20 protein-coding genes are annotated in these 23,385 nt (G+C 42.4%); 10 read left to right on the top strand and 10 right to left on the bottom strand.

Annotated elements, in window-relative coordinates; all coding sequences use genetic code 11:
* Nucleotides 1-5: 5 nt before the first annotated feature.
* Together HC733_RS05135 and HC733_RS05140 are read right to left on the bottom strand one after the other, a co-directional pair.
* The gene (locus HC733_RS05135) at nt 6-596 is read right to left on the bottom strand and encodes an aminodeoxychorismate/anthranilate synthase component II (RefSeq protein ID WP_190363979.1); all 591 of its coding nucleotides are present in this window, start codon (nt 594-596) and stop codon (nt 6-8) included.
* A complete protein-coding gene (locus tag HC733_RS05140) occupies nt 596-2,167 on the bottom strand; it encodes an anthranilate synthase component 1 (protein WP_190363980.1) in 1,572 nt (523 codons plus the stop codon). The genes HC733_RS05135 and HC733_RS05140 overlap by 1 nt, the downstream gene beginning before the upstream one ends.
* Before the next feature lie 445 nt (nt 2,168-2,612).
* Between HC733_RS05140 and rnm the strand changes: the two genes are divergently transcribed.
* From rnm to rluB, 5 genes are read left to right on the top strand one after another with little or no spacing between them, the layout of a single operon-like run.
* Nucleotides 2,613-3,467 carry an RNase RNM gene (rnm, locus tag HC733_RS05145; RefSeq protein ID WP_190363981.1) on the top strand — a complete coding sequence of 285 codons (855 nt, stop codon included), beginning with the start codon at nt 2,613-2,615 and terminating at the stop codon, nt 3,465-3,467.
* Nucleotides 3,464-4,084, top strand: a complete 621-nt coding sequence (locus HC733_RS05150; RefSeq protein ID WP_190363982.1) for an L-threonylcarbamoyladenylate synthase — start codon at nt 3,464-3,466, stop codon at nt 4,082-4,084. The genes rnm and HC733_RS05150 overlap by 4 nt, the downstream gene beginning before the upstream one ends.
* Before the next feature lie 3 nt (nt 4,085-4,087).
* Nucleotides 4,088-4,894 carry a segregation and condensation protein A gene (locus tag HC733_RS05155; RefSeq protein WP_446727617.1) on the top strand — a complete coding sequence of 269 codons (807 nt, stop codon included), beginning with the start codon at nt 4,088-4,090 and terminating at the stop codon, nt 4,892-4,894.
* Between the two features lie 50 nt (nt 4,895-4,944).
* The gene (scpB, locus tag HC733_RS05160; protein WP_190363984.1) at nt 4,945-5,532 is read left to right on the top strand and encodes an SMC-Scp complex subunit ScpB; all 588 of its coding nucleotides are present in this window, start codon (nt 4,945-4,947) and stop codon (nt 5,530-5,532) included.
* Nucleotides 5,532-6,395, top strand: a complete 864-nt coding sequence (rluB, locus tag HC733_RS05165) for a 23S rRNA pseudouridine(2605) synthase RluB (protein ID WP_190363985.1) — start codon at nt 5,532-5,534, stop codon at nt 6,393-6,395. The genes scpB and rluB overlap by 1 nt, the downstream gene beginning before the upstream one ends.
* An 85-nt stretch (nt 6,396-6,480) precedes the next feature.
* Here rluB and HC733_RS05170 read toward each other — a convergent pair whose 3' ends face one another.
* The 4 genes from HC733_RS05170 to HC733_RS05185 all read right to left on the bottom strand — a co-directional run bounded on the left by HC733_RS05170 (nt 6,481) and on the right by HC733_RS05185 (nt 10,807).
* Complete coding sequence (locus HC733_RS05170) at nt 6,481-6,798, bottom strand: amidohydrolase family protein (protein WP_190363986.1); 318 nt, start codon at nt 6,796-6,798, stop codon at nt 6,481-6,483.
* A gap of 33 nt (nt 6,799-6,831) precedes the next feature.
* Nucleotides 6,832-7,260, bottom strand: coding sequence for a hypothetical protein (locus tag HC733_RS05175; protein WP_190363987.1), 429 nt, complete (start codon nt 7,258-7,260; stop codon nt 6,832-6,834).
* Between the two features lie 129 nt (nt 7,261-7,389).
* Nucleotides 7,390-7,827 carry a hypothetical protein gene (locus tag HC733_RS05180; protein WP_190363988.1) on the bottom strand — a complete coding sequence of 146 codons (438 nt, stop codon included), beginning with the start codon at nt 7,825-7,827 and terminating at the stop codon, nt 7,390-7,392.
* A 712-nt stretch (nt 7,828-8,539) separates the two neighbouring features.
* Nucleotides 8,540-10,807 carry a polysaccharide deacetylase family protein gene (locus HC733_RS05185; RefSeq protein ID WP_190363989.1) on the bottom strand — a complete coding sequence of 756 codons (2,268 nt, stop codon included), beginning with the start codon at nt 10,805-10,807 and terminating at the stop codon, nt 8,540-8,542.
* 544 nt (nt 10,808-11,351) lie between these two features.
* On the opposite strand from HC733_RS05185, the gene HC733_RS05190 reads away from it, so the two are divergent.
* Entirely contained in the window at nt 11,352-11,744 is a 393-nt protein-coding gene (locus tag HC733_RS05190) for a hypothetical protein (RefSeq protein WP_190363990.1), read from the top strand.
* A gap of 33 nt (nt 11,745-11,777) precedes the next feature.
* On the opposite strand, the gene HC733_RS05195 is transcribed toward HC733_RS05190, so the two are convergent.
* Nucleotides 11,778-12,098 carry a cupin domain-containing protein gene (locus HC733_RS05195; protein ID WP_190363991.1) on the bottom strand — a complete coding sequence of 107 codons (321 nt, stop codon included), beginning with the start codon at nt 12,096-12,098 and terminating at the stop codon, nt 11,778-11,780.
* Nucleotides 12,099-12,261: 163 nt separating this feature from the next.
* Between HC733_RS05195 and HC733_RS05200 the strand changes: the two genes are divergently transcribed.
* Genes HC733_RS05200 through metH form a run of 3 tightly spaced genes read left to right on the top strand, consistent with a single transcriptional unit; the run spans nt 12,262 to nt 16,898 of the window.
* Entirely contained in the window at nt 12,262-13,209 is a 948-nt protein-coding gene (locus HC733_RS05200) for a homoserine O-succinyltransferase (protein ID WP_190363992.1), read from the top strand.
* Complete coding sequence (locus tag HC733_RS05205; protein WP_190363993.1) at nt 13,199-14,254, top strand: homocysteine S-methyltransferase family protein; 1,056 nt, start codon at nt 13,199-13,201, stop codon at nt 14,252-14,254. The genes HC733_RS05200 and HC733_RS05205 overlap by 11 nt, the downstream gene beginning before the upstream one ends.
* A 10-nt stretch (nt 14,255-14,264) precedes the next feature.
* The gene (gene metH / locus HC733_RS05210; protein WP_190363994.1) at nt 14,265-16,898 is read left to right on the top strand and encodes a methionine synthase; all 2,634 of its coding nucleotides are present in this window, start codon (nt 14,265-14,267) and stop codon (nt 16,896-16,898) included.
* Nucleotides 16,899-16,956: 58 nt separating this feature from the next.
* Here metH and HC733_RS05215 read toward each other — a convergent pair whose 3' ends face one another.
* Complete coding sequence (locus HC733_RS05215; protein WP_190363995.1) at nt 16,957-18,171, bottom strand: ABC transporter permease; 1,215 nt, start codon at nt 18,169-18,171, stop codon at nt 16,957-16,959.
* 9 nt (nt 18,172-18,180) lie between these two features.
* A complete protein-coding gene (locus HC733_RS05220) occupies nt 18,181-19,524 on the bottom strand; it encodes an ABC transporter permease (RefSeq protein WP_190363996.1) in 1,344 nt (447 codons plus the stop codon).
* A 327-nt stretch (nt 19,525-19,851) separates the two neighbouring features.
* Here HC733_RS05220 and hrpB point away from each other — a divergent pair, with 327 nt between their 5' ends.
* Entirely contained in the window at nt 19,852-22,278 is a 2,427-nt protein-coding gene (hrpB, locus tag HC733_RS05225; RefSeq protein WP_190363997.1) for an ATP-dependent helicase HrpB, read from the top strand.
* A 52-nt stretch (nt 22,279-22,330) separates the two neighbouring features.
* Here hrpB and HC733_RS05230 read toward each other — a convergent pair whose 3' ends face one another.
* On the bottom strand, nt 22,331-23,320 hold the full coding sequence (locus tag HC733_RS05230; protein WP_194709982.1) for a LacI family DNA-binding transcriptional regulator: 990 nt from the start codon (nt 23,318-23,320) through the stop codon (nt 22,331-22,333).
* Between the last annotated feature and the right edge of the window lie 65 nt (nt 23,321-23,385).

The following is a 23,385-nucleotide window of genomic DNA, read 5'->3' on the forward strand; positions in this document are numbered from 1 at the left end:
AACTCCTAACGCGTTAAGTAGTTGATGCTTTGCTGCAATAGGCGAGCACCATCCGGGGTTAAAATTGATTCAGGGTGAAACTGATAGCCCAATACTCGATCTTCGTGATGATAGATTGCCATAGGTATATCTTGGTATCGAGCAATCACTTTGAGAGACTCAGGCACCTTGGTTGCCATTAAAGAGTGGTAACGTGCAACGGGAATCTGCTTGCCAAGTCCTGCAAATACGGGGTGCTCGTCAACCTCAATGATAGATGCTTTACCATGGACGGTTTCTCCAGCGTGGCCAATGGTACCGCCGTAACTTTGGGTGAGTGCTTGTTGCCCTAAGCAAATACCTAGCATTGGGAACTTACCCTTGCAAAGCTCAATAAGCTCTAATAAGCAGCCCGCTTGAGCCGGGTTTCCAGGACCAGGAGAGAGTACTAGTATCACCGTTTGTTGCTCTTGTATCATTTTTTCAAAAATGCGCTGTGCACTAAGATGGTTGCGATATACCACCATATCTAAACCCAATAGCGTTAACTCATCGACCAAGTTGTAGCTAAAAGAGTCAAAATTATCTAAAAAGTAGACTTTTGCTTGAGCTGTCATCACTTGGCTCCTTGATAGGTCGATTGCACTGCTTTTATTACAGCTTGCGCTTTTGCACGAGTTTCATCGGCTTCAGCTTGTGGTACTGAGTCATACACTACACCAGCGCCTGCTTGCACAAAGGCTGTGCCATCTTTAACAAAAGCTGAGCGAATAACGATGCATGAGTCCATTGCGCCATCACCAGTAAGGTAACCAACAGCGCCACCATAACTGCCGCGTCGTTGCTTTTCTACTTGGCGAACAAGTTGCGCTGCTTTTACCTTAGGTGCGCCGACTAAAGTGCCCATATTCATACATGCTTGGTAAGCGTGTAGGGCGTCTAAATCAGGCTTTAATTGACCCACAACGCGTGAAACTAAGTGCATCACTTGCGAATAGCGGTCAACTTTTAACAACTCTTTAGCATGGCGTGTACCCGCTACACTGATACGTGCAATGTCATTTCGCGCAAGGTCTACCAACATAAGGTGTTCAGCACGTTCTTTTTGGTCGTTTCTAAGCTCTAACTCAATACGGCTGTCTAAGTCAGGATTGATTCTGCCATCGGCAAACTTGCCACGTGGGCGAGTGCCTGCAATGGGGTATATTTCCACCTGATTGCTTTGCGTGCAGTACTTTAATGCCGACTCAGGAGATGCGCCAAATAGCACAAAGTCTTGGTCTTGCATGTAAAACATGTATGGACTTGGGTTTTGTTGTTTGAGTTGCTGATAAGCTGCTAGCGGTTGTGCACAAGGTAATGAGAAAGTGCGCGAAGGCACTACCTGGAAAATATCACCATCAATAATATTTTGTTTCAGTGCTGAGACTTGCTGACAAAAAGTTGCGTCATCGATATTTACTTGCACATCAGCGTTGCCTTGATTTGGCGCCGCCAAATAGGGCGTGAGTTCATCGCAGCGGGCATTGAGTTGCTCTAATTGCTTACCCACTTCAAAGCAATTTGCATGTACGTCAGGGCCGTTAAATACGTTACCAATTAGCTCTGTGGTTTGCGCTTGGTGGTCAATTAGCACTAATGTTTCAGCAAGATAAAACACATAGTCAGGGCAGGTGTTATTGCCATTAGGCACCTCTTCTAAGCGCTCAAAGTTGGCCACCATGTCATAAGCAAATACGCCACCTAAAAACACCGAGAAGGGCGTATCTGAGTTACGCTTTATACTTTTAATGCATGTACGCAGGGCGCTAAAAGCATTATCCGCTTTGAGTTTACTAAATTCATCAAGCTCTTCATCAACACTTTGATAAGTGAGTGTTAATGTATCGTCTTCAAGTTTTGTATGACAACTTTGCACTTGAGATTGTAAAAAGCTAAGCAGTTGCTGGCCGTTATTCGACAACGCTTTGATGGTAACGTTTTTGCCTACACATTCAATACGCAGCGCCGCATCGGCTAAAATAATGCTTTTTACATTGTCTTTTGAGTCTATTTCAGCAGACTCAAGCAATAGTGAGTTGTTTTTTCCTAGTGCCGCATACAATGACAAGGGACTACTAATATAATCACGTCGTTGCCGTATGCTGGTCACTTCACCTGGTGTGGTTGTTATGTGACTAAAAATCAAACCTCATTCCCCTATAAAATAAAAAACCCCACAAGCTGTTTAGGCTTAGCGGGGTTGTTAATTAGTTACAACAATGCCGTCCCGCTAAGCCAGGCACCACCACCAAGAAGAAATTGTAGATACATTGTTGAACATTAATTTTTCCTAAAATTTAGATATAAAAAAACCCGCTTAAATAAGCGGGTTTGAAATTTCGTTAAGACACAACGAATCACCCGCAATTACGAGTGCCACCACCAAATGTTGTTTTTATTCATTGTTGTTTTCATGGTTTTATACGTTTAGATGTCTTTAGTGGGTACAGTAAACCCTACAGTTTCATGTTCTGTCAACCCCTTTGCTAATAAAACTTGAACAAAAAGCAAAAAATAGTCAAAGGTCGGAGCATGATCCGATGATATACTTGCTAGCCTAATACAAAGCAATGATGTAACGAAGGACAAATTTGATAAAATACGACTTACACAGTCATACCACTTTTTCTGATGGTCGTTTAAGCGTGGCAGAGCTTTTAGAGCGCGCAACAGAAAAAGGCGTTGATGTACTGGCTATCACTGATCATGACACCATAGCAGCCATCGAGCCTGCGAGAGAATACATAAAGGCACAGGCGCTTGAGTTAGAGCTGATCTCTGGCGTAGAGATCTCGACTAAATGGCAAAGCTTTGAAATTCATATTGTTGGATTATCTGTCGATATTTCAAATCCAAAACTCACCGCACTTTTGCAGGCGCAACAGGCAAAGCGCGAGGCGCGAGCACTAGAAATTGGTCAGCGCTTAGCAAAAAGAGGTTATGAGGGCATTTATGACCGTGCAAAAGAACTAGCTGGTAGCGCAGAAATCACGCGTGCACACTTTGCTGCAGCGCTCGTGGAGCGAGGTGTTGCAAAAGATGTGCAAGGCGTATTTAAAAAGTTCTTAGCTCGCAACAAAACGGGCTATGTGCCTAGCCAATGGTGCGATATGGCAACAGCTATTGATGCAATCAAAAGTGCTGGGGGAGTGAGCGTGTTAGCCCATCCAGCTTGCTATCAAATGTCGAGTAAGTGGTTACGTAAGCTACTTGGTGAGTTTAAGAGTGTTGGTGGTCAGGCGATGGAAGTTGCACAGCCGCAACAAGCGCCCTGCGAGCGACAGTTTTTGGGGCAATTAAGTCAAGAATATGGCCTGTTAGCGAGTCAAGGCTCAGACTTTCATTATCCAATGCCTTGGTTAGAACTCGGAAAAAACCTATACTTACCAAAAGATTGCCAAGGTGTTTGGCAGTTTTGGCAAACGGACGAGGAGCGTTTACAGTGAGCCAATTTTTTCATATTCACCCTGAAAACCCACAAGCAAGGCTCATCAAGCAGGCTGTTGAAATTATTCAACAAGGTGGCGTTGTGGTTTATCCTACCGACTCAGGTTACGCCATAGGCTGTGCCATCGGTAATAAGCAAGCCAAAGAACGTATAGAGCGCATTCGTGGTATTGAAAAACATCATAACTTTACTTTGATATGTCGTGATTTGTCAGAGCTTGCAACCTATGCACGAGTTGATAACCAAATGTTTCGCTTGATAAAAAACAACACACCAGGGCCTTACACATTTATCTTCAAAGGTACTAAAGAAGTCCCTAAACGATTACTCAATGACAAGAAAAAAACCATCGGTATGCGGGTTACTGACCATCCAATCGCATCAGCAATACTTGCTGAATTGGGTGAGCCTATGATGTCTTGTTCACTGATTTTACCGGGTGAGCAATTTACCGAATCAGATCCCGATGAGATCCGCATGAGAATTGAAAAGCAAGTGGACTTAATCATTCACGGCGGCTATTTAATAGAGCAAGCGACAACGGTCATTGATTTATCTGAAGACGACATTGAAATTTTGCGTGTTGGTTGCGGTGATACCTCTGTATTTGAGTAATAAATAGTGAATGACGTACCTGTGCAACAAAAACTACCGCTGGCTTTTTTAAATGGTGAAGCGGTGGTTGAAAAGCCAGAGGATCTCTATATTCCGCCAGATGCGCTGGAAGTCATATTAGAGACCTTTGAAGGTCCGTTAGATTTGCTTTTATATCTGATTAAGCGTCATAAACTCGATATTCTACAGCTGCCTATTTTAAGCATTACCGAGCAATATGTTGCTTATGTTGAGTTGATGAAAGACTTACAACTGGAACTGGCTGGCGAATACTTGGTCATGGCTGCGCTGCTTGCACAAATAAAGTCGCGCATGTTGTTGCCTGTACATGAAGAGCTTGAGGAAGAAGAAGACCCAAGAGCGGAGCTTGTAAGGCGTTTGCAAGAGTACGAGCAGTTTAAATTAGCTGCAGAAAACTTAGATGTGATCCCGCGAGTCGGCCGTGATGTTTTTACTGCACATGCCTTGTTAGATGAATCAGCAGAGCCTGATGTGTTATTTCCAGATATCGATCTTAATGAGCTGGTACTGGCACTGGGTGATGTGATGGCAAGAGCAAAAATCTTCGAGCATCATCATATCAGCGCAGAGACGCTATCGACTCGTGAACGCATGAGTCAAATTCTCCAGTACTTATCTGAGCATTCAGGCGCGTGTGCATTTAACAAGCTGTTTAAAGTTGAAGAGGGGCGCAGTGGCGTGGTTGTTACCTTTATTGCAATGCTGGAACTTATCAAAGAGCAATTGATCACTTGCTTGCAAGTCGCGCCCAATAGTGAAATTTATTTGAGTTTGCAGCTACAACAGTAGCGCAACCTCTGTCATAATAGTCGTTTGTGTGTTGATGAGGCAGCAAGAGTATGGCAACACGTCGAATTAGCGATGAACAACTTGTTGAGCTAATAGAAGCAGCAATATTTGTTGCCGACAAACCGTTGTCAAAAAAGCGTTTGAAAGAAACGGTTCTGCAAGATATTGCCGTATCGAATGTGCGCATAGACAAAGCCCTCAATAGTATTTTTGAGCATTATCAAACACGTGGAATTCGACTGGTGGAAGTTGCTACGGGTTTTAGATTTCAGGCCTGTGCAAGTTTAAGTCCTTGGCTTAGCAACCTATTTCAAGAAAAAGCACCCAAATATTCGCGAGCAACGTTAGAGACGCTCGCGTTGATAGCCTATCGCCAACCAATCACCCGCGGGGAGATTGAGCAGGTACGTGGTGTGACTGTGAGCTCTAATATTATGAAGAGCTTGCAAGAGCGTGAATGGATAAAAGTTGTGGGTTACAAAGAGGTGCCAGGAAAGCCTGCATTGTACGCAACTACAAAACAATTTTTAGATTATTTTTCTTTGTCTGGTCTAAATATGTTGCCTAAATTACCAGAGCAACACCGTGTAAAAATAGACCAGATGTTGAACGATCCTTCTGTGAGAGAACCATCTTAATGAGTGAAAAGTTACAAAAAGTATTAGCCAGAGCCGGCGTGGGCTCACGCCGTGAAATGGAAAAATACATTGACGCAAACCGTGTTAGTGTCGACGGTAAAGTAGCAAGATTAGGCGACAGGGTTGAAGAGAATGCGGTAATACGTGTTGACGGTCATATTGTTAAAATCGAGCAACAAGAAGACAGAATTTGCCGTGTGATCATGTATCACAAACCAGAAGGTGAATTGTGTACACGTAAAGACCCTGAAGGGCGTCGTACGGTATTCGATAGACTGCCACGCTTAGATGGAGATCGCTGGATAGCGATAGGTCGTCTTGATATTAATACCTCTGGATTATTACTGTTCACCAATGATGGTGAGTTAGCTAATCGCCTAATGCACCCTAAATATGAAGTAGAGCGTGAGTATTCTGCGCGTGTATTTGGTGATGTAACAAACGAGACTCTGAAAAACCTGACTAAAGGCGTTGAGTTGGATGACGGCCCAGCTAAGTTTTTAAAGATTAAGCCGATGGGTGGTGAGGGCATTAACAAGTGGTTTAATGTCACACTAACGGAAGGTCGTAACCGCGAAGTACGTCGTTTATGGCAATCACAAGATGTTGAAGTATCACGCCTAATTCGTATTCGCTATGGTAAATTAGAACTTAACAAGCGGCTGCCGCAAGGTGGTTGGGAAGAGCTTGAACTTGAAGATGTGAACTACCTGCGCAAATCGGTAAAATTGCGAAATGAGACACAAACCAAGCTGTCGGTTATACCTGAAAAACGCAAAGATAAACGTGCGAAAATCAACCAAATTCGCAAAGCGGTTAAAAAGCATAATCAGCGTGTGCAAAAACCGAAAAAGCGTACATAGTCAAAGCGACTACTTATGGAAAAACCCGCTTAATGCGGGTTTTTTAGTTATACACTGACTAGTCTGTCAGTGTGTTAATTTGGCTTTATAGTTTGCTAAGGCTCAGATCATTTTGCACTACTATGTTGCCATTTTTTACTACCAGAGCTATCTGTTGAGTATTTAAAATATCTTCAACAGGGGATGTATTTAAGATAACAAAATTGGCATGATCTCCTTCATTAAAGCCACTTTTGATACCTAAAAAGTCTGCCGAATGTGTGGTTGCTGATGCAATAGCTTGCAGCGGTGATATACCCGCATCGGTCAAAAGCTTCATTTCTCTGTGCACAGAGTACCCTTGAATGGTATTCCAATTTCCGGCATCAGTGCCAACCAAGATCTTAACGTCAGCATCACTCATAGCTCTAATAGCGCCAAATATAACCTCATTTCTTTATTGGAAACTAATCTTACGGTCTTGGTATTTAGCAATTAGCTCATTGGAGCGATAAGCAGAAATTAAAGTGTCAGGCACAAGTTGTGAAAGAAGCGGAGCGTTAAGTACTGAAGGGTCAAATAAATAGTTCACGAAATCTCTGTGAACGGTTAGCGTAGGTATAATTGCAACGTCAGAGTTTGCCATCAAACCTGCGATGTCTTTTGGTATTTCACCCCTTGGCACGTGAGTAACTGCTGAAACGCCAACTTCGGCTGCATCTCTAATATCTTGCCAAGTTTTAATATGTGCAATGGTTTTTATGCCCAGTTTTTTAGACTCTTGAACTAACTGCGCAAACACGGCTTTAGAAATTGAAGGTTGGTCGTCGCTTGGTTGATAAACAATCTTAATAGCATCAGGTTTTTGCTTTGCTAGTTCCGCCATCTGCTTTTGTGCCTGTTCAACAGTACTGACAGTTCTTGTAGTAATGCCATACTCCGAGCAATGTCCTTTAGGAGCCGTAAAGCAAGTGAGGCTGGCGTAGATATCGGCACCAATAAACTCGCCGTTTCGTTATCGAGTTCTTACATCAATCAGTGCAGTTTCATCTCCAAATAAGTCAACAAACCCTGTAACGCCGGCTTTTAATACTCTTTGTGAAACACCTTGAGTTCCGGGGGCATCGTTTTTTGCATTTGGTATAAAGTTACCAAATGAATGGGTATGCATATCTATGAGCCCCGGGATCCCCCACTTATCTTGTAAGTCAACGACTTTGCCTGGAAAGTTATCCGACAAAGCATCAACATGAGCGATGACAATACCTTCTCTGATGATAACCGTTTTGTTCTCAAAACCTAGGCTTGGATTAAAAAACTGGCCGTTCACATAGGCGATATCTTGTTGAGAGTATTTATTTTGTGTGGTTTTTTGCTCCGCAGATACACAGCCAAGTAGAAGGGTTGTAAAAATGATGACAGCTAAAGATTTTATATTTATTAGCGAAAACATGCAGAAACTCCAGAAATCCATTCATGTTAAAACAGGTGTTGTTGTTATTGTTTTTAACCCACCCCTACTGTTGTCAAGGCTGAGCTGTTAGTTTGATGTCGCTACCCATAGAACATTGGCGGTACGTCTAACTTTCAAACAGCAGCATAAAGGTTTGTGCCAATTTTCACAATGGTTGTTTTGAAATCAGTGTGAGGAATATCTCAAATATATTCATATAGTTATTTATAGGCGGATAACCAAGCTTAGCCGTTATTGTCAGTAAAAGGAAAACATCATGTCAGTCCAATCGTGTTAGGCTTTCAAGCTGTGGCAAATAGTCATGTGTGATAATTAAGGTACATTTTGCGGCAAAATTACGCGCCAGTCTTTAACCATGTCATTAAAAAAACCGCATTGTCGGTATGCTCGCTCGATAAACCCTTTTGCTCTCAGTTTCATCGATGAGCGTTGGGCCTAAAGTGATTGCTGAATAAGATAAATAACAACATAAAGTCAATTCGCATGCGGTTACCAACATTAAAGGCCAACGCTACTAAGTGTGGTTAAGCGAACGATGATGACAATTATTTTATTATTAGGATGCTAATGTATTCTTGTTACAACTGTGGCTGAACATCTGTATTACAACACTTTGCTAAAGGTCATTCATAACGCAGATATTCAGCCTAGTTGACTCATGGAATTGAGTTTTCAGGAGTTTGACGAGTGATTACTCAGTAGTAGCTTGTTTAAAGTTCATACATTCGCTGGTATGGCAAAATTTAAGCCCTTTTTGAGTTGCGTAGGCCAAAATCGCTTCAAGGTTTTCTGCTGTAATATACCAAACGTCGCCTTGAGCACCAATTGCATGTGAAGCGAGGTATAAAGTTTCACCGCCCTTTAAGTTGTCAATAGCCTTTTTAACGCTATCAAAATTAAGTACATGAGAATCTACAGAAAAGCCGTAAATGATGGCTGAATCACTGCGCTCAGGTGTATACACCATGTTTTCCCACGCTGCGAATTTACGCACATGTTTAAAATGCTTCATCAGGGCACTGTCAGTAGCGAGTGAATGAGCGCCATAAGGATATGCGAATGTGGTCACGTTAAAGCCATCTTCTTTCATCGCTCTAAGCTGAGATAGAACATCGTCTTCTAACCATTTTTCTAACCCGTGTTTTGCAGAATACAGTTCTGCGTTAACGTGGCGCGTACCATGGTGACCAATTTCATGACCTTGTTGAGCTAGATCTTTCATCATTGCTTTATTTAAGTCGTGATAGAAGCTCGCATAGAAGGTGAATTTGACATTGTATTTTTCAAATAACCAAAGATGCTTGTGAAGCGTTGGTAGTGCACCGCCATCATCAAACGAAATATTTATTTGTTTAGGCCATACATTTGCCTGATTGTAGTGAAACTCATCAACCAATTGCTGTAAATCAGCAAATAAAAACTTACCATCGGCAGAATTTAATAGTAACTCATCAAATGCCCATCGGTTAATCGCTTGATCTTGTCCATCTAATCCTTTTATTCCAATATCACTGAGTAATTCAATACTTAACTTTGATTTGTCTTTAATTTTGAACAAGTCGCTTAATTGGCAAAATCTCTGCTGCAGATTTTGGGCTGTTAACAAGTCTTTAGTGGCTTTCAAATAACTGTGCATTGCTACGAGGTTTTGCTCATTAACACACTTAAAACCTGCGTCGGTAAAGTCTTCTAACTTCAGCGTATCAGCCTCTTTTTTACCTTGTACAGACAATATAGATTCTGACGCGGCATGAGCGGTGTTTTTGTACTCTAAGCCTTTAAAGTTCTGACATTCAGATGTTGTACAGAATTTGATGCCTTTTGACTTTGCATACGCAAGTATCTTTTCAAGATTCTCAGCAGTGATGTACCAGACATCGCCTTGAGCGCCAATTGAATGAGATGCTAAGTAGAGTGTTTCTCCACCTTTTAAGTTGTCGATGGCCTTTTTAACACTATCAAAATTAAGTACATGAGAATCTACAGAAAAGCCGTAAATAACGACTGAGTCGCCACGCTCAGGTGTATACTCCATGTTTTCCCATGCAGCGAATTTACGAATATGAGAAAACTCATTTTTTAATGCTCTATCCGTTGCTAGTGTGTTTGCACCATAAGGGTACGCAAAAGAAGTAACGTTGAAGCCGTCAGCCTTCATATTTCTTAACTGAGATAGCACATCATCTTCAAACCACTTTTCTAGTCCGTGCTGCGTTGAATATAACTCGGCATTAACGTGGCGCGTACCATGGTGACCGATCTCATGACCTTGCTTTACAAGCTCGATCATTTTCTGTTTATCTAAATCAGAATAAAAACTGGCGTAAAAAGTGAACTTGGCATCGTACTTCTCAAATAGCCATAAGTGATTATATAGAGATGGCAATGCGCCACCATCATCGAAAGAGAGATTAATCTGTTTAGGCCATACATTTGCCTGATTGTAGTGAAAGTCATCTACGAGTTTTTGCAGCTGAGCAAAATCAAAATGGCGTTCTGGAGCAGCACGTTTAACTTCTTCAAAAGCCCACTCGTTCAACTTTCCGTTAGCGTCAAAGAGTCTGCGAATACCTATATCTTGCAATCTTTTTGCGGTTAGCATGTCCATATTATTGAGCTGATATAAAGAGACGACATCACACAACCTTTTTCTTAACAAAGATTCGTTTAAAACTTCTCCAGTCACACTGAGGTAACTATGAACCGCAGGTAGGCTTTCCTGTGATACACAATCAAAATCTGCTTCTTGAAATTGTGACAAGCTGATATTCAAGGCGTCAGGATTTCCTTGGCTAGAGATTATTTTAGTCACAGCCGAACTTCTGCTGTCAGTAACAGTCACTTCTTCTTGCGCAGTGTTTTTTACCTCGCTTGAAGTATGTTCTTTGACCTTTTCATTGTCGCTTCCACAGCCCGAAAGCAGCATGATTATGATGCTAAAACAGATGCTTATTCTCATATTGTGTCCCTGATATAATACAAAACTAGCGGAAGTTACATGCTTTTATGTTTGGAGTCAATAAGGGGATAAATGCTTAACATCTTGATAATGTTGTGTTTTTATTTTGTTCTCACCGTGGAAACAAGTGGGTGGATTTTCTTTTTTTTGTAAGATAAAAAATGCTTTTAGTATTAATTTGTTTTTTCGGTCATATACCTAGCTTCAAGTTGCTGAAAAGTTTTAAAGGCTAGCAAAATGCGTCGTTAGAAAGCGTTAAATTGTGCGCGACTTCAGATTGCAATGTAGAGTTGTTAGTTTGGATCGCAAAGACAGTGATTACTCATAGTTAAGAAGTTTCACTGTAATGTTTTGAACTGCTTTTGCATAATATAAAGTGTCTTAATTGGTTGAGAGTAGTACGTGCAATAGACAATATAGGTTGAGTTCGTACCATATTGAGAGTTTTTAATGTGACATTTTAATATTTCTCTAATATGGTATTAGTGGACGATGGCCACACGGTGGTAAGTACATCGATTATTGACTTCAAGGAGTATGGATTATGAAATTTGAGCAGTTGCTTGACCACTTCGATAGTGGCATATGTGTAGAACAGTTGCAAAAAGAGTCATTACTGGATTTGGCACTTTTGTTTGTGGCTGTTGATGGCAGCGTTTGTGATGCTGAACTAAATGTAGTGAAAGAATGGGCCACCACGCTTAATTGGAACTCTGCGGTTAGCATGGATAACTATATTGCTGATATGACTGGCAAGTGTATACACGCCGTTAAAACCGCTGATATCGAGGCATTCATTAAGCATCGCATGAAGTATATTGTGGATCAGCCTATGCGTGAGTTAGCGTTAAAAATAGCGCAAGAGGTGATAGAAGCTGATGGCAATCTTGATAGCAAAGAAAAGTCCGCGATTGAATTTTTAGAGACACAAGTTTGATTGCGTATTTATCGTCAGCGTTTTTGACCCCAGTTAGTCGTTGTAAAACACTGCAAGCCAAATGGTTGCTTGCTCTGTGGATGTATGGCTCACACGATGCTTGGTGTGGGCAGGAATAGTAAGGTAGTCGCCTTGCTCTAGTGTATATTTCTGCCCATTGCTAAATTCAACTGTGCCGCTGCCTGCTAATACCATTACCCATTCATGTTCATCTTGGTCATACCAAAACGCTTCATCAGATGTTTGGCCATAAGAGACTATCCGTTCAATTCGAACATTTTTACTGGTAATTAAATCCTCAAAGTGCTCTTGGCTTTTGTCATTGGGAAGAGCTGAAAATAGGTTGCTTTTCATTTTTGCGATCCGTAAGTGGCAAGACTTGATATGGATGGTAATGAGTACGCAATGAGAGTTAAAGAGTTAGTTGTAAAAATATTTAGACGTCTAAACATCTAGAGGTTGATATTTTTAAGATTCCATTCATAATGTCAGCTAAACCTAAATTAGGGAGTGAAGTATGCCAATTACAGTAAAAGATGAATTGCCAGCAATTGTGCGCCTGCGTCAAGAAAACGTGTTTGTTATGCCGCAAAGTCGTGCAAAAACCCAAGAGATCCGTCCAATGCGTTTGGCAATCTTGAATTTGATGCCAAACAAGGTTGAAACTGAGGTGCAATTTATCCGCTTATTGGCAAACTCTCCGTTACAGGTAAACGTTGACTTGTTACGTCTTGATACCCATCGTAGCTCGGATAACTCTGAACAGCATTTAGATATGTTTTATCGTTATTTTTCAGATGTAAAAGAGCAAAACTATGATGCGTTGATAATCACAGGCGCGCCATTGGCACACCTTGAGTATGATGACGTAATTTATTGGCGTGAGTTACAAGCGTTTTTTGACTGGGCAGAGCACCATGTGACTTCAACGCTATTTTCTTGTTGGGCGGCACATGCGGGGCTATTTCATCATCACGGTTTAAAGCGAGAGCTACGAAAAGAAAAGCTTTGTGGCGTATTTAAGCATCAGTGCTATTTTGAACATGGTGCTTTAACACGTGGCTTTGATGATGAGTTTTTAGTACCTCATTCTCGCTATGGTCATATTGACCCTCAACAAATAGCAAAGAATAAGGAGCTGGTGATTTTAGCGGGCTCTGAAGAGGTAGGGGCGTACTTAATTAAAAATGTTTCTGGTAGCCAAGTGTATATCACAGGTCACCCAGAGTACGATGCAGACACGTTACTTAAAGAGTATCAGCGCGACATTGCTAACAGTGATGACGCCCCAAAACCACATAACTATTTTCCAAACGACGACGCATCGCAAAAGCCAGCAAAAACGTGGCAAAGCCATGCCTTTTTGTTATTCTCCAATTGGTTAAACTACTATGTTTACCAAACAACGCCATACGATATTAACCTCGTTAGCCAAGATGTAAGGACTAACAACTATGCCGAATAAACGCGCCGCCTTGACTGAGGCACTAAAGCAACGCATTTTAATTTTGGATGGTGCTATGGGCACGATGATCCAAAAACACAAGCTCGAAGAACAAGACTATCGAGGTGAAAGGTTTAAAGACTGGCACGTACTGGTAAAAGGCAATAACGATCTGCTGAGTATTACCAAGCCTGAGATCATCGAACAAATTCATCGTGCGTTTTTAGATGCCGGTGCAGATATTATCGAAACGAACACCTTCAATGCGACTACCATCTCAATGGAAGACTACGACATGGCTGGCATTAGCAAAGAGATCAATGTTGCCTCTGCACAGCTGGCTCGTAGATTATGTGACGAGTACACGGCACAAAATCCGGCAAAACCGCGTTATGTAGCGGGTGTTCTTGGGCCAACTTCAAAAACCTGTTCAATTTCGCCAGATGTAAACGACCCTGGATATAGAAACATTACCTTTGATAAGCTAGTGGAAGCATATGTAGAGTCCACCCTTGCTTTGATTGAAGGCGGTGCAGACTTAATTTTGATAGAAACGATATTTGATACCCTAAACGCAAAGGCTGCTTCATTCGCTGTAGAAGAGGCGTTTGAACAAGCAGGCATGACCTTGCCTGTTATGATATCAGGTACTATCACCGATGCGTCAGGGCGCACATTGTCTGGGCAAACCACCGAAGCATTTTATAACTCTATTCGCCATATTAAACCGCTTTCAATTGGTTTGAATTGTGCCTTAGGCCCAGATTTATTGCGCCAATACGTGGTTGAGTTATCAAGAGTGTGTGAAACATTCACTTCAGTACACCCTAATGCAGGTTTACCGAATGAATTTGGTGAGTACGATTTGGAAGCACCGGAAATGGCCAAAGAAATCATCGACTGGGGTCAAGAAGGTTTGATCAACATCGTAGGTGGTTGTTGTGGTACAACGCCCGAGCATATCAAAGCCTTTGCCAAGGGGCTTGAGCATGTTGCTCCGCGTCAGTTACCTGAGCTTGAAATACGTATGCGCTTGGCGGGTCTTGAAGCCTGTAATTTGAATTAGGAAGTATCACATGACGCAACAATCTACAGCCATATTTACTAACGTTGGTGAGCGTACCAACGTCACTGGCTCAGCTCGTTTTAAAAAACTCATTTTAGAAGAAAACTACGAAGCTGCATTGGATGTCGCTCGCAACCAAGTTGAAAGCGGTGCACAAGTGATCGATATCAACATGGATGAAGCCATGTTGGACTCAAAGGCTGCGATGGTGAAGTTTTTAAACTTGATTGCTTCTGAGCCTGATATCTCTCGTGTGCCTATCATGGTTGACTCATCAAAATGGGAAGTCATTGAAGCCGGATTAAAGTGTATTCAAGGCAAAGCCATTGTTAACTCGATCTCCTTAAAAGAGGGGGAAGAGCCATTTATTCGCCAAGCTAAAATTATAAAGCGTTTTGGCGCAGCGGCCGTGGTGATGGCATTTGATGAAGTAGGGCAAGCAGAAACGGCACAGCGAAAATTTGAAATTTGCCAGCGCTCATATCGTATTTTGGTAGACAAAATTGGCTTCCCGCCAGAAGACATTATTTTTGACCCAAATATTTTCGCGGTAGCAACGGGTATTGAAGAGCACAATAACTACGCCGTTGAGTTTATTGAAGGCACGCGTCTTATCAAAGAAAACCTACCGCATTGTAAGGTTTCTGGCGGTGTGTCAAATGTGTCATTTTCTTTTCGTGGTAACAACCCCGTACGTGAAGCCATTCACTCTGTATTTTTATATCATGCAATTCAAGCTGGTATGGATATGGGGATTGTTAATGCGGGTCAGTTGGCCGTTTATGATGATATTCCGCAAGAACTTAGGGATGCAGTTGAGGATGTGATCCTCAACAAAGATGACCAAGCAGGCGAGCGTTTGGTTGAGCTTGCTCCCAAGTATTCAGGTATGGCCCAAGCGGCAAAAATAGAAGACTTAGAGTGGCGAAGCTGGCCTGTTGCCAAGCGTTTAGAGCACGCGTTGGTCAAAGGCATTACTGAATACATTGATGCTGACACTGAAGAGTGCCGAGCGGGCATGAACAAGCCGATAGAAGTGATCGAAGGCCCATTGATGGATGGCATGAATGTGGTTGGCGATTTGTTCGGTGCCGGAAAAATGTTTTTACCACAAGTGGTTAAATCGGCACGCGTGATGAAACGTGCTGTTGCCTATCTAGACCCATTCATTGAAGCAGAAAAGCAAGCGGGCGAGACAAACGGTAAAATCGTTATGGCGACGGTTAAGGGCGACGTGCACGATATTGGCAAGAATATTGTCGGCGTGGTATTACAGTGTAACAACTATGAAGTGATTGATCTTGGCGTGATGGTCCCAGCTGAAAAAATTCTGCAAACAGCCATCGACGAAAAAGCCGATGTAATAGGTTTATCAGGGCTTATCACACCATCGTTAGATGAAATGGTGCATGTTGCTAAAGAGATGACCCGCAGAGGCTTTGAGTTGCCGTTGCTCATTGGCGGCGCGACTACATCTAAAGCCCATACCGCTGTAAAGATTGAGCCTCAGTACGACAAAGGGGTTGTCTATGTTAACAATGCCAGTCGCGCAGTTGGGGTGGTGTCAAACTTACTGAGTAAAACTCAAAAAAGTGACTTTTTAGCGAAAACGAAAGAAGAATATGAAAAGGTGCGTGAGCAGCAAGCTCGTAAAAAGCCTCGCTCTAAGCCTGTTACTTTGCAGCGTGCACGAGACAACGCCATTAAGCTTGATTGGGATAACTACACGCCACCGGTACCTAAAAAGCTAGGGGTGACTGAGTTTACCGATGTAAGTATCAAAACCTTACGCCAATATATCGATTGGACACCATTTTTTATGACGTGGTCATTGGCGGGTAAATATCCGAGAATTCTTAACGACGAGATAGTTGGCGAGCAAGCACAAAGTCTGTTTGCCGATGCCAATGCAATGCTTGATGAATTTGAAGCCTCGGGAGCGCTGCAGCCGCTAGGCGTGATTGGACTATTCCCTGCGAACCGCGTTGGAGATGATATCGAAATTTATAGCGATGAAACTCGCTCAGAGGTGCTGGCGCTGTCGTGTCATTTACGTCAACAAACAGAAAAAACGGACTTCCCCAATTACTGTTTAGCGGACTACATTGCGCCAAGAGGTGTCGCTGACTACTTTGGTGCGTTTGCAGTAACGGGGGGTCTGGAAGAAGATGACTTAGCACAAGCCTATGATGATAATCATGATGACTATAATAAAATTATGGTTAAAGCGGTTGCTGATAGACTTGCTGAAGCGTTTGCAGAGTATTTACATGAGCAAGTGCGCAAAGAATATTGGGGTTATGCGTCAGATGAAAACTTGAGTAATGACGAGCTTATTCGTGAAAATTACCAAGGTATTCGACCAGCGCCTGGGTATCCTGCATGTCCTGAGCACACCGAGAAGAAAAAAATCTGGCAGTTACTTAACACTGAGCAGCGTATTGGTATGAAATTAACGAGCTCTTATGCCATGTGGCCGGGGGCTGCTGTATCGGGTTGGTACTTCTCACACCCTCAGTCAAAATACTATGCTGTTGCCGCTATTCAAAAAGACCAAGTTGAAGACTATGCTAAGCGCACCGGTATGGCGCTCGCCGAAGCCGAACGTTGGTTATCGCCAAATCTGGGTTACGACGCACCTTAATTAACTTGCTGAAAACGCTTGGTTTTTTAATTGCGCCAAGCGTTTTTTATGTAAAGGGTTAAATCCCGCGTGTAACAATAGCAGGGGATACCCTTGTTGCTTGTATAACGGGTTGTAACGTTGCCAGCTGCCCTAAAATCCACATGCTCACAGAACCAATCACCAAGTAGTTAAAAGGCACGGCGCTGAGTGACATTGCATCCACTAAATAAGCGTTAGTAACTATCGCAAGGATAACACCAACAATAATCCCGAAACTGCTAATCACAAAACTCTCTAGCATAAAGTATCGAAGAATTTGCGACTTGCTCGCGCCCAAAGCGCGACGAGTGCCTATCTGTTTTCGGCGGGTAACGATTGAAAATTGTACTTGCGCATAAATACCTAACGCAACCACAAGAGTGATAATTGCGATGATGATAATGAGTGTATACGCTATAGCCGAGTCGCTCTGATGACTCCTCTTTCGAATAGACTCAAAAGATTCTAATCGGTCAATCCATCTGCCAGGCGTTTGCAATAGCAGAGCTTTGACATCTCGCATTGCTTGTTCACGCATACCGGGCATGGCTTTAACCGATATTTTAGGGTCGTAAGTCAGATGATTAGCATTACTTATCACGCCAAAGTCATGGTTTTTCCACCAACTCCAAGCGCTGGGAACTTGCTTGGCAATCCCTATGATAGAGAAGATATCTGAATTGAGATAAATTTGCGCACCGATAGCTTGACGCCAGTTAGCAGGGTAGAGCTTTTGTGCGAGAGCTTGTGATATAACTAGTAATTGTTGGCCCTGAGTACTGTTTGCCGTTTTACGATAATAAAAAATATCACTCTCACTAAACCATCTACCAGCGATAATTTGTATATCCCAAGTCTCTAACAAATGCTCATCAGCAAAATAATAAGGCGGTCTTAACAAGGTTTCACCTTGCTGTTCTAGCAAGCTAATAGAAGTTGTGCCTCCCCATGAGGAGTACGGAATATTGGATACGTGAGCGGCACTTTTCACACTTTCTAATGATCTTATTGCCATTAAATCTTGAGCTAGTAAGCTTGATAGCTCGTCTGCACTGCCTTGCAAATTCATAATGAAGCTGAAGGTATCTGTTTCATTTAAGCTACTGTCTTGATTAATCCTTTGGTACTTTTGTGACAGTATATAGGCGGTGTTAACTAAAATAGTGAGGGTAATAGAGATCTGTAGGATCAACAGTAGTGCATTAGACTTGCGTTTATAAAGTGATTTTAAAATGGGCATTAAATCGTTCATTTTTAACCCCTATAAATTTTTCAGTTGGCTTGATGGTTGAACATGCATGGCGTTATAGATTGGCCACAGGCCAAACAAACAGGTTAAACCAACGGAAAGTAATAAGGTCATAACAATGGTAAAGCTGGTCATTTGCATGATGCTATCATTTAAAAAGTGAAATGCCTGTTGTGCGCCGCTTAGCCCTAATTGCGCTAAGGTCAAGCCCGCGATACCTCCTAACAGTCCAAGCAATGCCGTTTCACTAGCAAATTGAAAAGCAATATCTTGTTTGCTTGCACCAATAGCGCGGCGAAGCCCAATTTCGCCTTTTTTATTGTGGAATTTATTGATCAGTAAACTCATACAATTGAGTAAGCAAACGACCAAAAATGCAAATGCAATCCAACGAGCAATACCTGTGTACTCAGGCACCACACCTTCGACTACAAAATATTCCTCTATGGTGCGTGTATAACTTGGTAGCGCGCGAGGGAAACGTCCCAGCTGTTTTTGCTGAGCACCATAAGCGTTTATCAAGTCATGATAGGCTTGTCTGTCTTTACTATGATTTAGCTCAACCCACACTGAACTCCATATACACTCAGAGTTTAAGATTAGTTCAAATGTTACTTCTTCTGGGTACTGCGGGCATTGGTAGGTAAACACGTTTCTAGAGTAAAGCCCCGCATTCACTCTTGTAGTGAAAGGAATGTATATGTCATGAGGACGTTGAAAAGCATAGCTTGAGTACCCAAAAAACTTGGGAACCGGAGCCCAGGTATCTAAGACGCCAGAAATGGTGAAAATATGGTCGTCCAAAATTATGTCTTTGCCAACTGAGTCTTGGCCATTAAACAGTTCGTCGTTGAGTACTTTACTAATAACAAGGGTAAATTCGCCTTTGTCATCGGCCTGCTCACTCCATGGGCCGCCATATAAAAATGGCGAGTCAAACATAGAGAAAAATGTACTGTTAACCGTATACATAAAGCGCATTTTTGCTTGCGTCGTTGTTTGTGAAGCTGTTCTTGTTAGTGCTTTGTGCTCCGCGACTAATGTTTGCGCTTTCACTAAGTCACTCTCTTTATGAATTTTTGTTAAGTTAACAGCGTCGCGGTAAGAAACTCGATTGGGGGCCTCTTCTTTCCCTTGGTACTCTTTATAAGGTTGGTCAAGATTCCAACTGCTCAGGTATAGACGTAAGATAGCATCTGCTTTGTGTTCAATGGGATGTTTAGATAATTTATCGGTAACGGTGTAAGCAACCATCGAGGTGGCAATACCAATCGCAATGATAAGTACCATCAGCGTGCTCAACATTGGTGACTTATACAAGCTTATCCAAGCAAGTCTTAAATAGTATTTAGACATTCAAACCTCGTGCTGACATAAAGAGCAAAACCACTTCAAAATGACCGTGAGTATCTTCTGGTAAGAATTGCTGAACATATGTTAATCCTTGTATTAGTATCCATCCACTGAGGAGAGTTAGCAATTTAACTTGCTCGCTATTTTTACAAAAAAATAACCAAAAGTTAATCTAATTATGTGTTTTATTTATTAAAATGCTTTTTTTATGAAATTAGTCATAATTTATTAATAAGCATGGTGATTTTGCGGCTTTGAGCTACAGCAACTGGTTAAGTGTTTATTGCTAACATGGTAGGATCGCCGAAAAGTATTTTCCAGAGTTTTAACGTGTTATCCATTGAAGCCGTCTATAGCCAGCTAACGTCAGAATTTGAGAACAATAAAACCGTCTTGTTACAAGCACCTCCCGGAGCAGGTAAATCGACATGGTTACCCTTACAGTTGCTTCGAGATAATTGTTTTAACCGTATCATTATGCTTGAACCGCGTCGTTTAGCTGCGCGCAATATTGCATGTTTTTTAGCCGCTCAGCAAAGTGAATCTTTAGGCCAAAGCATTGGTTTAAGAATGCGTAACGAAGTATATGTATCGGGCGACACGCGTCTAGAAATTGTCACCGAAGGCGTGTTAACACGCATGTTACAAGCCGATCCTGAACTAACGGGTGTTGATCTTGTTATTTTTGATGAATTTCACGAACGCTCTTTAGCCGCCGATACTGCATTGGCTTTTGCGTTAGAGGCCCAGTCAGCTTTTCGAGACGATTTAAGCATCTTGGTTATGTCAGCTACCTTAGACAGCCAGCGGTATCAGTCATTTTTACAATGTCCTATTGTGTCATCAGATGGGCGCAGTTTTCCTGTAGAGGAAATTTATCAGCCATTGAATGATGAAGCGAAATGGCTCGAAGCCATGCCTTCGCTAGTGACGCTCGCGCTACAGCAACAACCTGGCAGCGCCTTAGTGTTTTTACCCGGACAACGGGAGATTAACTACGTACAACAGCAGCTTGCAGATAACTTGAGTGAAGACACAGAGCTAGTCGCCTTATTTGGAGAACAAGATAAAGTAACGCAGCAAGCTGCTATAAAACCTGCGCCGATAGGTAAACGCAAAGTGGTGTTAACAACCAATGTTGCAGAAACATCATTAACAATAGAAGGCATTCGAATAGTTGTTGATAGCGGTAAGCGAAGGGCTGCACAATTCAATTTGAGAACTGGAGTTACGGAGCTTAGCACTTTATCAATCTCTCGCTCATCCGCCATTCAACGTGCGGGTAGAGCAGGTAGGATTGAGGCGGGTGTTGTGTATAGATTAGGATCGCATGCGCAGTTTGAGCGACGTGATAAATACGATACCCCAGAAATTCTGTGCTCAGATATTGCCCCTTTGGTGTTAGAAGCAAAAATATGGGGCACCGATATTGCTCAACTGCCGCTGCTAGATAAGCCAACTTCGGTTGCTATTACCCAAGCTGAGTCGTTATTAAGACAATTAGAAGCACTTGACGAACACAATAAGCTGACAGAGTTGGGCAAGCGCATTCATCAATTTGGTACCGAACCTCGGCTTGCTCATATGTTGATAAAGGCAATTGAGTTAGAACAGCAGCTACCGGGGGTAAGCGCGCTTGCCTGTTACTTTGTTGCTTTGTTGGAAAGTCGTGTGAATGGCTCACCTGAACTCAGAGTTGCGTTGCAATCTCAATTTGAACGTCCTAATAAAGTCTTCTCAGATCAATTAAATGTTTGGTTAAAGCGTTTGAAAGTGCATAAACCCAAAGAGCTGGCTTGCGAATACTTAAGCGTGGTTGTGGCGCTGGCTTTTCCTGATAGGTTGGCTAAGCGCCGTGGGCAAGGCTTTGTATTGGCAAACGGAGCAGGGGTAAACAATCATGAAAGCTATTGGTTAGATTCAGACTTTTTAGCAATTGCGTCGTTGGGGGGTCACAAAGGTCAGAGGATATTTAGTGCGACGGAGTTAGATTTATCTTTACTTCAGCAAGTGCTTCCTCACTTATTCTTAAAACACAGTGTGTGTGAGTTTGATGACAAAAGAGCGCGCTTTTTACATGAAGACCGCATTGTTATCGGTTCTCTAATCGTTGATGCTAAGTCAAGTGATAAACCCATTGATATACGAGCGCGCACACAGGCTTGGATAAACTTAGTTCACAAGCATGGTTTGGCGCTGTTTAATCAATACCCGCAAGTTGAACAACTGCTCACCCGTATGGCGTTGGCGCAGCGCTTTTATCCTCAGGAATTTAAACAGCTTGATGAAACAGCATTACTGGCTAGCCTTGAAACATGGTTAGCGCCGTATTTAGATAATATCAAGCAGTTAGATGAGCTTAGAAAGTTTGATTTAGCCAATGCGCTCAGCGGCTTGTTAAACTGGGAGCTACAGCAGCGCTTAGAGCATATTTTGCCGATACGAATTAGCGTGCCCAGCGGCTCTAACATCAAAGTGCATTATCAACTAGACGGACCTGCTAAATTATCAGTTAAAATGCAAGAGGTTTACGGCCTAACAGAAACCCCTAAACTCTGTAATGGGCAGCTGCCATTGCTGATGGAACTATTATCGCCAGCGCAAAGGCCATTACAGTTGACACAAGACCTAGGTAACTTTTGGCAAACCAGTTACAAAGATGTACAAAAAGAAATGAAAGGGCGTTATCCAAAGCATTTTTGGCCTGACGACCCAAGTGTTGCTCAGGCAACCAATAAAGTAAAAAGTAGGATGTAATACAAGCGAATAGAGGCTCTTTGCTTTTTAATTTGCGTGTGTTCTACGTGTATTATGACTGTCGCTGAATAAACTCAGCGACAGTTTGATGAACGCCTTCTTGGGTGTTATTAACGATTAAATCGCACACTGTTCTGGCTAATTCGTCGACATCGACTCGCACACTGCTCAGTGGCGGGTTCATGAACTGCGAATCGTCTAAATCTTCAAAACCAATGACACCTATATCAGTGCCTGGTGTTAAACCTTGCTCTCGTAAATGTTCGATGGCGCCATATGCCACCATATCGTTAAAACAAACTACGGACTCTACTTGCGGCACTTGTGCCAGACATTGAGACATGGCGAGGCGACCACCATGGCGATTTGCTGAGCTATTAAACACCCAGCTTTGAATATCATGTAACTCTTTTAAAGCATTATTAAACCCATTTATGCGCTGGGTATACTCAGATGCAACGGCATCACCACCAATAAAAGCGATGTGTTTGTGGCCTCTTGCGAGCAATGCTTGTGTCGCTTGATATATGCCATCTTCGTTATTGGGTAAAACACAAGGGACAGTGCTGTTGGCAACTTGGCGCATGATAGTGACAACTTGGGTGTAAGATGTTTTCAATTGATTAAGCCAACTGGCTTGGGTATTAATAGCAGGAAAAATCACGAGTGCCTTAACGCGATACTCTTGCAGCTTAGCAATCACTTGTGTTTGGGTGAGTGCATTGTCATTGGTACTAACTAAGGTGGTCATAAAACCAAGCGCGCGGACATGGTTTTCAAGTGTAACAGCCAGTTTTGCACAATATGGGTTGGTTAAATCGTTGACCACAATAGCGACTAAATCTGACGACTTACTGCGCAAAGCGGCGGCTTCTCGATTGTATACATAGCCTGTTTGCAAAATAGCCGCATGCACTTTTTCTTTTGCCAGAGCGCTGGTTTTGCCTTTGCCTTGCAATACTAGCGACACTGTAGATTTTGACACACCAGCGACACGCGCTACGTCATGTATTGTAATCGACTGTTTAGAATTCTTATTCAAAGTGATGATATCTATATTAAGTTGCTCAGGCCAAGTGCGTACTGTTAACGCAGTTTTGACATTGT

Origin of the sequence: Pseudoalteromonas sp. S16_S37, from assembly GCF_014694405.1 — a bacterium.
GTDB lineage: Bacteria > Pseudomonadota > Gammaproteobacteria > Enterobacterales > Alteromonadaceae > Pseudoalteromonas.

Bases quoted from the DNA above. Each gene is read 5' to 3' on its own strand.
- HC733_RS05135 (WP_190363979.1), bottom strand. From the start codon at position 596: ATGACAGCTCAAGCAAAAGTCTACTTTTTAGATAATTTTGACTCTTTT.
- scpB (WP_190363984.1), top strand. From the start codon at position 4,945: ATGGCAACACGTCGAATTAGCGATGAACAACTTGTTGAGCTAATAGAA.
- rluB (WP_190363985.1), top strand. From the start codon at position 5,532: ATGAGTGAAAAGTTACAAAAAGTATTAGCCAGAGCCGGCGTGGGCTCA.
- HC733_RS05170 (WP_190363986.1), bottom strand. From the start codon at position 6,798: ATGAGTGATGCTGACGTTAAGATCTTGGTTGGCACTGATGCCGGAAAT.
- HC733_RS05175 (WP_190363987.1), bottom strand. From the start codon at position 7,260: ATGGCGGAACTAGCAAAGCAAAAACCTGATGCTATTAAGATTGTTTAT.
- HC733_RS05180 (WP_190363988.1), bottom strand. From the start codon at position 7,827: ATGTTTTCGCTAATAAATATAAAATCTTTAGCTGTCATCATTTTTACA.
- HC733_RS05185 (WP_190363989.1), bottom strand. From the start codon at position 10,807: ATGAGAATAAGCATCTGTTTTAGCATCATAATCATGCTGCTTTCGGGC.
- HC733_RS05190 (WP_190363990.1), top strand. From the start codon at position 11,352: ATGAAATTTGAGCAGTTGCTTGACCACTTCGATAGTGGCATATGTGTA.
- HC733_RS05195 (WP_190363991.1), bottom strand. From the start codon at position 12,098: ATGAAAAGCAACCTATTTTCAGCTCTTCCCAATGACAAAAGCCAAGAG.
- HC733_RS05200 (WP_190363992.1), top strand. From the start codon at position 12,262: ATGCCAATTACAGTAAAAGATGAATTGCCAGCAATTGTGCGCCTGCGT.
- HC733_RS05205 (WP_190363993.1), top strand. From the start codon at position 13,199: ATGCCGAATAAACGCGCCGCCTTGACTGAGGCACTAAAGCAACGCATT.
- metH (WP_190363994.1), top strand. From the start codon at position 14,265: ATGACGCAACAATCTACAGCCATATTTACTAACGTTGGTGAGCGTACC.
- HC733_RS05215 (WP_190363995.1), bottom strand. From the start codon at position 18,171: ATGAACGATTTAATGCCCATTTTAAAATCACTTTATAAACGCAAGTCT.
- HC733_RS05220 (WP_190363996.1), bottom strand. From the start codon at position 19,524: ATGTCTAAATACTATTTAAGACTTGCTTGGATAAGCTTGTATAAGTCA.